The following is a 9,851-nucleotide window of genomic DNA, read 5'->3' as shown; positions in this document are numbered from 1 at the left end:
CGACGACCTCGGGCTCGCGGTCGGGCGGCGTCCACCCGCAGGCGAGGTCGAGGAACTGCACGAGGATGCGGGCGGTCGCGCCCCAGACGGTGTAGCCGTCGACGTGGAAGAAGTGGACGATGCTTCGCCGTACGCGGGGTGGATGCGCTTCTCGACCTCGTAGTTCTCGGGGTCCGTGAGGGCCGCCAGCGGGAGCACGACGACCTCGTCGACCTCGCGTTCGTCCGGGACGAACTCGCGGTCGGGGACGCGCGCGACGAACGGCGTCACCGAGTACCCCGTCACGGTCGCGATGTCGTCGAGCTGGCCGACGTCCGAGAGCTCCTCGGGGAGCAGGCTGATCTCCTCGTAGGCCTCCCGGGCGGCCGTCTCGTGGAGGTCGTCGTCGCTGGGTTCGCGGCCGCCGCCCGGGAAGCTCATCTGGCCGGGGTGCTCGCCGAGGTGGTCGGCGCGCTTCGTGAACACCAGCGCCGGGCCGTCCTCGCGCTCGACGACGGGGACGAGCACCGCGGCGTCGCGGTCCTCGTCGGTGACCCGCTCCGGCCGGTGGGCGGCGACCCGCGACAGGTCCATACCCGGAGTCAGCACCGCGACACTCTTAACTCACGCGCAGTCCGGCTCACTCCGCGGTCAGCTCCTCGCGGACGTCCGCGAGGTCGACGGGCGCCCACGCCTCCGCGTCGTAGGTCACGTCCACGAGGTAGCGCGCCCGGTCGCCGGTGGCGTCGGCGGCGTCCGATTCGAGGCGCGCGCGCACCGCGTCGGCGAGCGTCTCGCGGTCGACCTCGCGGCGCTCGACGTCCAGAATGTGCGGGAGGTCGACGGCGTTCTCGGGGAGTTCCGGGAACGCCGCGGGGCCGGGCGCGAGCACGCTGTCGCCGTTCTCGCGTTCGACGCGCACGAGGTAGTACTCGCGGAGCGCCGCGACCACGTCGTCGTCCGCGTCGTCGGCGTCGAAGTCGTCGCCGCGCTTGAACGCCAGTTCTTCGAGCGCGTCGTGGAGCTCCCGCCGGGTGAGCGCGCCGAAGAGGTCCACGACGCCCGCGAGTTCGTCGCCGTTCACGGCTCCCCGTCGGTCGCGGAGTCGCTTGAATCCCCCGCCCCCGCGGCGGCCTCCTCCGCGTCGGCGGCGGCCGCGGCCGCCACGTCGTCGGCGTCGAGGGTCGTGTCCGCCCACGCCGGCAGCCGGTCGTCCGCGCCCGGGTCGGCGATGGCGTCGACGTACGTCCGGGTCTGCTCGCGCTCCTGTTCGGCGTCGTAGTCGAGGTCGTTGAACGCGGCGTCGGCGCCGTACGCCCGCACGAACCGGTCTGCTGCGTCCCGGTAGCGGGCCGCGAGCGCGTCGTAGTCGACGGCCACGCCCGCGTCCTCGACGGCGCGCAGGAGCGCCGCGCCGACCCCCTCGCTCATCTCCGAGAGGCCGGTCGGCCCGGAGACCGCGCGGTGGTCGTGCTCGTAGCGCCCGAGGTCCACCTGCGCGGCGCCGTCGGCGCCCGCGAGCCGGAACGCCTCGCCGAGCGTCCCGACCTCGAGCCCCCAGCGGCGCTGGACGCGCATGCCGCGCGCGAGGTCGCCGGTCATCGCGCACTCGCCGGCGAGCGCGTACCGGAACGCCCCGAGGAAGTCCACGACGTCGTGGTTGTGGGCGGCCGCGAGCGCGTCCACGAGCGGCTCGTAGAACAGCCGGAACAGCCGGCCGTACAGCCGGTCGTTCTCGACGCGGGCGTAGTACCCCTTCGCGAACTCGAAGCCCTCGCCGAGCGGGAAGAGGAGCTTCCGCACGTCGCGGGCCTCGTAGGTCGTGGTGTCGGCGTCGTGGACGACCACGTAGTCGTGGCGCGCGGCGACCCCGAGCGCGAGCCAGACGTCCCGGCCCTTCCCGCGCTCGCCCGCCAGCCCCGCCTCCTCGAGGAGCGCTTCGACGCGCGGGCCGTCGCACCAGAGCACGGTCAGCGGCACGTCGAAGTCGGCGAGCCACTCGCGGAACGCGGGGACGCGCTCGGCGGGCGCGCGCAGCGGCACGACGACCTCCGCGGGGTCGACGCGCTCGAGCTCGGAGAACACGCGCTCCGGGGCGAGGCCGGCGTACTCGCGGTCGGTCATCGGGACGACGACCGCCGCCCGCCCGGTGGGCGCGTCCGGGTCGGCGTCGCCGTAGTCGTGGAGCGTCGCCACGCGCTCCTGCGTGTAGTCCATACCCACGTTGGCGCGCCCGAGGGAACTAACTTGCGCCAGCGGGCAGCCGGCCGGCCCGGTAGAGCACGACCAGCGCGAGCAGGACGACGGCCAGCGAGACGCCAGCGACCCGGAAGACGCCGTCGTAGGGGAAGCCGGCGCCGACGAGCGTCCCGATGACGACGCTCCCCATCGCCTGCACGACCATCATCGACGCGCTGTAGCCGGCGTACGCGCTCGCGCGGTCGCTGTCCGGGAGGCTGTCCAGCAGGAACGTGTCGATGGCGGGGAAGAGGCTGTGGACGGCGTACCCGAGCACGACGGAGACGGCGGCGACGCCGACGACGCCGTCGACGACCGTCATCGCGAGCAGCGACGCGACGAACCCGCCGAGCACCGCGAGCATCAGCGGCACGTGGCGGAACCTGTCGGCGAGCCGGCCCGTGTACCAGAACGCGGGGACGCCCGCCGCGAACACCACCGTGAGCAGGGTCTCCGCGGTCGCGCTCGGAATCTGCTTCGTCTCGGTGAGGTACTTGATGTAGAAGTTGAAGAAGCCGTTCCAGACGAGGCCCGCGACGCCGACGATGACGACGCCGAGCACGACGACGCGGTACTGGCGCCGAATCGCGCCGAGGAGGTCGCGGTCGGCGGCGCCCGCCTCCGGCAGGTCCGTGCGGGCGGCGAGCACGTAGATGACGAGCGTGACGACGACCGCGGCCGCCGAGAGCAGGTAGAACGGCGCGCGCCACGAGTAGAACTCGAGGAGGACGCGGCCGACGAACACGGGCGCGAGCGCCGCCGCCAGCTGAGAGGCGGTGCCGTGGACGCCGATGACGCGGCCGACGCGCTCGGGGAACAGCTCGCTCACGAGGGGGTTCGCGGCGACGAAGTACGCGCCGGACGCGAGGCCGACGAGGAACGCGCCCGCCATCACGAACTCGATGGTGGCGCGAACGTCATCCCCGCCGAGGAGACCGCCAGCAGCGCGCCCGTTCCGAGGACGACGTGGTGGCGGTCGACGCGCGTGAGCAGCCAGCCGGTCGGCAGCCGCGGGAGCGCGCTCCCGAGCCACGCCAGCGTCGCCACAAGGCCGACCGCGGCGTCGGTCGCGAGGAAGTCGGCCTGCAGGGGGGCGACCAGCGGCGCGAACACGACGCGCCCGAAGTTCACGAGGAACACGAGCGCGCACAGCGAGCCGAACAGCCGGACGCGGCGCGCGTCACTGGCGGACGTACTGGACACGGGCGGAGTTGCGGCGCCGCGGGGTCAATTCTTGCGGTTCTACTCGAAGACCGCGTCGAAGGCGTCCGCGCCCAGCGGCTCGAACTCGCCGGCGGCGACGTTCTCGCGGACGTGCTCGGGGCTGGTCGTGCCGGCGAGCGCGGACGTGACGCCGGGCGCGCTGCGCGCGAAGTTCAGGCCCTGCTGGGCGAGCGTGTCGCCGTCGAGTTTCTCCTCGACGTCGTCGGGCAGCCCCTCCAGGACTTGCCCCTGCGCGAGGCTCGCCGACGTGAAGACGTTCAGGCCGGCCTCGTGAGCGTACCACAGCACGCTCTGGTCGCCCTCCGGCCCCTCCTGCGACTCGACGGTGAACGCGTCGGCCATGAAGACGTTGAACGGCACCTGAATCGCGCGCAGGTGCGTCGCGGTGTTCCCGACGGCCTTCGCGGCCGCCCGGGCCCGCGAGATGATTTCGCCGAGGTCGAGGAAGTGGTCGTGGCTACGGGGCACCCGGAACCCCTCCCACGTCGCCACGCCGTAGTGCTGGATGTCGCCCGCGGCCACGCGCTCCTCCAGCCGCTCGAAGGTCGCCTCCAGCTGGTCGTAGACGTCGCCGGCGAGCCGCGCGTCCAGCTGCGTCTCGGGGTTGTGGACGTAGTAGAGGTCGATGGTGTCCACGCCGAGGTTCCGCAGCGAGCGGTCGAGCTGGTCCTCGACGAACCCGGGCGCGATGGCGTGGCTGCCGTGCGCGAGGTCGTCGGCGTCCAGAATCCCGCTGTCGACGTACTCCTCGGCGACGAACTCCCCGGGGTCCTCGGGCCGGCTCTCGTCGAACGGCACGAACCCGCCCTTCGTCGCGAGGAACACTTCCTCGCGGTCCGCGTCGGCGTCCGCGAGCGCGCGCCCGACGACGCGCTCGCTGCGCTGGTGGCGGTAGTTGATGGCCGTGTCCACGACGTTGCAGCCGCCCTCGACGGCCGCCCGCACCGTCTCGTAGTAGGCGTCGTCGACGGCGTCGGTCGGCTCGCCGAGGTAGGTGCCGAGCCCGACGCTGGAGACGGCGCGGTCGCGGACGCTCCGGAAGTACGTCCGCGCCTTGTCCTCGCTGAACCGTTCCTTGTACTGGAACGTCCCGTCGGCAGTAGCCATACCGGCCCTTCGCCGCCGCGTTACTTGTACTCCCCGCGACGGAACGCGTCGACGGCCGCGCGGTAGCCCTCGCGGAACGTCGGATAGGCGAACTCGTAGCCGAGCTCGCGGAGGCGGTCGTTCGAGCAGCGCTTGCTCGTGCGGAGGCGGCGCTCGGCGGGCTCGGAGAGGTCGCCGGCGGCGAGGCGCTCCTCGACGGTCTGCTTCTCGGGGTGGTCGACGCCGGCCTCGTCCGCGAGCCAGTCCGCGAACGTCCACTTCGAGACCGGTTCGTCGTCGACCGCGAGCAGCACCTCGCGTCGGCGGCCGCGGCGTCGGCGAGCGCGAACCGCACGACGCCCGCGGCGTCGTCCCGGTGGACCATGTTCAGGTACCCCTCCGTGACGGGGCCCTCGAGGTAGCGCGTCAGGCGGTAGCGGTCCGGGCCGTACAGCCCCGCGAACCGCACGACGGTCGGGTCCATCCCGAACTCGGGCGCCAGCTCTCGGGTGACGCGTTCGGCCTCCACGAGCACCTCGGTCTTCTCCGTCGTCGGGTCCAGCGGCGTCTCCTCGTCCACCCAGTCGCCGTCGTGGTCGCCGTAGACGCCCGTGCTGGACGTGTAGACGAACTGCTCGGGCGGGTCGTCGCGGCCGCCGAACTGCTCGATTGCCGTCCGCAGTCCCTCGACGTACATCTCACGGGCTGCCTCGGCACCCCGGCCGCCGGAACTCGCGGCGAACACTGCGGCGTCCACGTCCGGAACCGCCGAGAGCGATTCGCCGTCCGTGACGTCCGCCTGCACGGCGTCGAAGCCCGCGTCCCGAATCGCCGCGAGGCCGTCCGCCGAGCGCCGGACGCCCACGGGGTCGTGGCCCGCGTCGGCGAGCTGGCGGCCGAGTTCGAGGCCGACGTAGCCGCAGCCCAGAATCGCGACGTCCATCAGTACGGGTTCTCAGCCGCTATGTGCCGGTAGATGCGGGCGTACTCGCCGAGCGTCATCGGCTGGCGGCCCTCGATCTTCTGCTGGAGCTCCTTCGCGTCGAAGTCGTCGTCGAGGCCGCTCGCGAGCGCGTCCACGTCCAGCACCGCGGAGCTCATCTGCAGCATGAGGTTGTCCCGGGCCTCCAGCAGGAGCCCCTCGGCGTCCGGCCAGTCGTCGCTGACCGCGAAGACGCCAGCGGCCTCCTCGAGCGTGAGTTCGACGGACTCGCCGTCGACGAGCGCCGCGAGCCGCTCCGCGTCGACCCCCGACGCCTCGGCGACGGCGTCGACGCCCTCCGATTCGACGACGCGCGCCAGCGCCGCCTCGTACTCCTCGCGCACGTCCCCGGCGGTCACCGCTTCGGCGTCCTGGATTTCGTCGGCTAGCACGCTCGCCCGTACGTGCTCGGCGTTCAAGGAGGCTACGCTTGCCGCGACTCACCACCCCGCCGACCCGCTCGTCGGCGTTCCCGTCCACGTCCCCCACGCCGCGCCGGGCCGGCGGGCACGACGACGCCGACCGCCGTCTCCACCTCGAACGCCACGCGCTCGTTCCGCCCGACGCGCTCGGCGGCGCCGTCGCCGTCCACGTCGAACGCGACGGGCGCGTCCTCCCGGACGTAGGCCGTGCCGTCAGCGGTGCTGACCGGCGACCCGCCGTCGGCGCGCACCGCGAACTGCGCGTACGACCCGCGGATGGACACCGACCACGCGTTCGCGGTCGCGTACCAGAACCCCGGCACCGCGCCAGCGGCAGCCCCGCCGGCACCGCGCCGAGGTCCGCCGCGCCGAGCCGCTTCGCCGCCTTCTCGGCCGCCACCGACCCCGTCTCGGAGAGCGCGCTCTCCGCGACCGAACGGCCGATGCGGTGGGCGACGTTCGCCGCGTCCCGCACGACGGGTCCCTCCACGCGGACCGCTTCGCCGTCGACGACGTCGGCGGAGGCGGCCCGGAACCGCGTCGCCAACCGGTCGCGCTCCCGCGGCGTCGCGTCGGCGATTCGCGCGGCCTCCACCGCGACTGCTGCCGCCGCCGACCCGTTCCCGACGGCCTTCCCGCGTGCGTGGACGCTGTCCCAGCGAGCGAGCGCCCGGCGCGTCGCCGCGTGGCGCTCGCGCTCCGCGAACGAGAGCGGGGACGCCGCGAGCACGCCGCGGTACTCCCGGCTCGCTGCCGACACGCTGTCCGCGACCGCGGACCGGAGCTCCGCGCGCTCGTCGTGGAGCGCCCGGTTCGGCGCGGCCGCGAGCGTGCCGTTCGCCGCCGACAGCGCCTGCGCGGCGGTGCCGACCCGGACCGACTGCGGGGGGGTCGGGCATCGCCGCGTCGACGACCGCCGACGCCGCGTCGCCGTGCGGAATCGTGAACCAGTTCACGTTTCGGGCGGCGAGCGGGTGGTAGCGCGCCTCGCTCTCCGGTACGGTCTCCGGTGTGACCTCGGCGAGCGGCAGGTACGCCGGCGCGCCCTCGACTGCCGCGACGGGGCCGTCCGCGGACGCGTCCGCGTGGTCGGTCGGCGGCACCTCGAGCCCGCGGCTGCCGAGCGCGTCGCCGATGGACGAGAGCGCGCCGTCCGCGCGCCGGTCGCCCAGCCGGCCGGCGACGCGCGCGAGGTACGTCTCCCGGACGGCGGCGACTGCGCGGTCGGTCGCCGTGTCGTAGCCGTCGCGGGCGTCGTGGAGCGCGAGGACGCGCTCGCGGAGTGCGTCGGTCGGGACGCGACCCCCGGCGAGCCCGCGCGTGGAGACGTCCGCGGAGACGTTCCGCGCTCGCGGCCGGAGGTCCGCGGCCGCCCGGTACGCGCGCTCCCGAACCGACTCCGAGAGGGAGGGACGGACGAGTGTCTCGCGGTCGGGTGCGTCGCCAGCGACTGCACGCCGAGCGACCGCGTCGACCCCACCCGCGTCGTCGACGAGCGCCCGTTCCGCGCTGGCCGCGATGCGCTCGTGAATGGCCGGCGTGACCGTCGAAGCGTCGACGTCGAGCACGCGCTCGGCGCGCTCTGCGGGGAGGGCTCGCGTGGGTGGCTGGAGCGCGTAGCTCACGCCCACGGAGACGCGGTACGTGGTCTCGGTCGTCTCCACGACGCGGTGACTCCGGTTGCCGGCGGCGTACCGGCGGGTCTCGCGCTCGGTGACGACCACGCGGCGGCCGGCCGTCTCAGCGGCGCGCTGGCCGGCCGGGAGGGCGTCGGCCGGTTCGACAGTGGCTTCGACGTCGACGTCCCGGTCGTCGGAGACGCGCACGAGCGTCCCGTTCTCGGGCGGCTTCCCGGTCTGCGACGTGCTCCGGTCGACGACCGTCGCGTCGACCGTGCGGCTGGCGCGCGAGGTGTACGCGGCCCGCAGCGTCCCGTCGAGGGAGGTCTCGCCGTCGCCAGAGGTGAACTCGAGGAACGCGCGGTCCGCGGTCGCGTTCACGCCGACCGGCACGGGCTGGCTTGACGAGCCCGCGGCGGCGAGCGCCGACGAGAGGCCGACCTTCCGCGGCGTCTGCGAGAGTTCGGGCGCACCGAGAACCTCGTTGGCACGGGCCTTCGCGTCGTCTTTCGCGACCGCGAGCACGTCGTCGAGGGCGACGCGAGCGAGCGCCCGCCGGTACGCGCCGCGGCCCGCGTCGTCCGCGCGACCGAACGCCGTCCGCTGGACGTCGAGGAGCGCGCGGTTCGCCATCACCTCCACGTGGCGGTTCGCGAGCACGTTCGAAATCGGGACGCCGGCGTACTGGAGCGGCCCGCGCAGCCAGACCACCCGGTGGAGGTAGTCGGTGAGCCGGCGGTCGAGGCCGGGCCCCTCGAACGCGCCGCGGTCGAGCAGGCGCTCGAAGCGCTGCACGCGGTCCCGGAGCGCGAGCGCGGGGCTGTGGACGGTCGCGGAGACGTTCGTCGTCGACCGCGAGACGGCGCGGCCGTCGCGTTCGACCGCGACCCGAACACCGGAGAGCGTGACGCGAATCGCCTCGTCGCCGACGCGTTCCATCGACACGCGGTCGATAGCGCGCTCGGCGGCCGCCGTGGTGTCGACGCGCGGTAGCGAGAGGGACGCCGACGCTGCGCCGGCGGTCGACACGTGGTCGCGGAGCGCGCGTTCCGTGCGAGCGTACACCCGCAGCGCGAGCGCGTCCCGGAACGCGCGCTCCCGGTCGATTGCCGCGCCGAAGGTCGTGTTCGCGCCTGCGACGACGGGGTGCCGAACCGCCTCTGCGGCCGCCGTGCGGGCGGCGCTGGCGAGCGCGGTGTCGGCGCTCGCCTCCGCGCGTTCGACGGCGCGGTCGGTGCGCGTCTCCGTCGGCACCGGAGACCGGCCGGCGAGCGTCGCCGCCGCGGTGACACTCGCGACGAGCAACACCACGCCGACCAGCGCGAACGGCACGCGGGCGCGGTCGTCCTCGGCGAGTCTCACGCCGACCACGTCCGGACGGTGATGGTGACAGTGTGGTTCTCGGCGACGGCGTCGTGAGCGACCGCCGCGACCGACGCGCTCGGCGGCGGGCGTTCGCCGACCCTGACGGTCCCGTCGCCCGCACTCGCGACGACCGCGACCCGGCCGTCCGCGTCCGCGAGCACGTCCGAGACCGCTCGTTCGACGGCGCTCGCGAACGGCGAGTGCGTCGACCGGTGCTCTGCGACGGCGGCGTGTGCGAGCAGCGTGTCGACGCGGCCAGTGACGGCACGCTTGGTCCCGTTCGCGGTCTGGTACTCCGCGGTCGTCGTGCTCGCGAGCACCGTGCGCGCGGCGGCGTCCGGGTCGGGCGGGCGCTGGTCGCCGCCGGGTATCGCGACGAGCGCGACGGCGGCCGCGCTGACGAGGAGGACGGCCAGCGACGCGTCGAGGACGGTGCTGACGGCGCGGCTCACGACCACACCTCCACCGCGAGCCGGCCGGGTCGCGTGCGGTCGTCGGCGAGCCGTACCGGCACGCGCTGGCTCGCACGTGCCGCCTCCGGCGGCGGTCGTTCGCCGACGGTCCACTCTCGATTTCCGGCCGTCAGCGTCACGTTCGCCTCGTAGCCAGCGGGGACGACCGACGCCGTGAGACGGGCGGGTTCGACGACCACGTCGTCCGGGGGCGACGCCGCGTCGACGGCGTCCGCCAGCACCTCCTCGGTGGGCGCGTCGCTAGCGGCGACGGGAAGCACGTCCGCGCGCACCGTCGCGAACGCGCCGACGGCGAGACAGACGACGGCCACGGCGACGAGCGCGGGCAGCGGCTCGACCTGCGCCCTACGCGCCGACGAGCGTGACATCCACACCCCGCCACGTGACGCGGCGGACGAACAGTCTGCTGCGGTCTCGGCGCCACGCGGCGTCCCGGTCGCGGGCGTCGGCGACGGCGCGGGCG

7 protein-coding genes and 3 pseudogenes are annotated in these 9,851 nt (G+C 74.3%); all 10 read right to left on the bottom strand.

What is annotated here, in order from left to right; translation table 11 throughout:
* Nucleotides 1–573: pseudogene (locus GJ634_RS12100) on the bottom strand (NUDIX hydrolase); the annotation flags it as partial.
* Between the two features lie 46 nt (nucleotides 574–619).
* A complete protein-coding gene (locus tag GJ634_RS12095; RefSeq protein ID WP_331714150.1) occupies nucleotides 620–1,063 on the bottom strand; it encodes a hypothetical protein in 444 nt (147 codons plus the stop codon).
* A complete protein-coding gene (locus GJ634_RS12090) occupies nucleotides 1,060–2,196 on the bottom strand; it encodes a glycosyl transferase family 2 (protein ID WP_157503003.1) in 1,137 nt (378 codons plus the stop codon). The genes GJ634_RS12095 and GJ634_RS12090 overlap by 4 nt, the downstream gene beginning before the upstream one ends.
* Nucleotides 2,197–2,221: 25 nt before the next feature.
* Nucleotides 2,222–3,420: pseudogene (locus GJ634_RS12085) on the bottom strand (MFS transporter).
* A 39-nt stretch (nucleotides 3,421–3,459) separates the two neighbouring features.
* Nucleotides 3,460–4,548, bottom strand: a complete 1,089-nt coding sequence (locus GJ634_RS12080) for an aldo/keto reductase (RefSeq protein ID WP_157503002.1) — start codon at nucleotides 4,546–4,548, stop codon at nucleotides 3,460–3,462.
* 20 nt (nucleotides 4,549–4,568) lie between these two features.
* A pseudogene (locus tag GJ634_RS12075) lies at nucleotides 4,569–5,470 on the bottom strand (SDR family oxidoreductase).
* Complete coding sequence (locus GJ634_RS12070; RefSeq protein ID WP_331714147.1) at nucleotides 5,470–5,901, bottom strand: DUF5791 family protein; 432 nt, start codon at nucleotides 5,899–5,901, stop codon at nucleotides 5,470–5,472. Before GJ634_RS12070 ends, GJ634_RS12075 begins: the two are co-directional and overlap by 1 nt.
* 32 nt (nucleotides 5,902–5,933) lie before the next feature.
* Nucleotides 5,934–8,912, bottom strand: coding sequence for a hypothetical protein (locus GJ634_RS12065; protein WP_157503000.1), 2,979 nt, complete (start codon nucleotides 8,910–8,912; stop codon nucleotides 5,934–5,936).
* Nucleotides 8,909–9,367 carry a hypothetical protein gene (locus GJ634_RS12060; RefSeq protein ID WP_157502999.1) on the bottom strand — a complete coding sequence of 153 codons (459 nt, stop codon included), beginning with the start codon at nucleotides 9,365–9,367 and terminating at the stop codon, nucleotides 8,909–8,911. The genes GJ634_RS12065 and GJ634_RS12060 overlap by 4 nt, the downstream gene beginning before the upstream one ends.
* Nucleotides 9,364–9,756, bottom strand: a complete 393-nt coding sequence (locus GJ634_RS12055; RefSeq protein ID WP_157502998.1) for a hypothetical protein — start codon at nucleotides 9,754–9,756, stop codon at nucleotides 9,364–9,366. Before GJ634_RS12055 ends, GJ634_RS12060 begins: the two co-directional genes overlap by 4 nt.
* Between the last annotated feature and the right edge of the window lie 95 nt (nucleotides 9,757–9,851).

This window comes from Halobacterium sp. CBA1126 (assembly GCF_009741975.1).
Taxonomy (GTDB): domain Archaea; phylum Halobacteriota; class Halobacteria; order Halobacteriales; family Halobacteriaceae; genus Halobacterium.
This window is presented reverse-complemented; position numbering and strand designations above follow the sequence as displayed.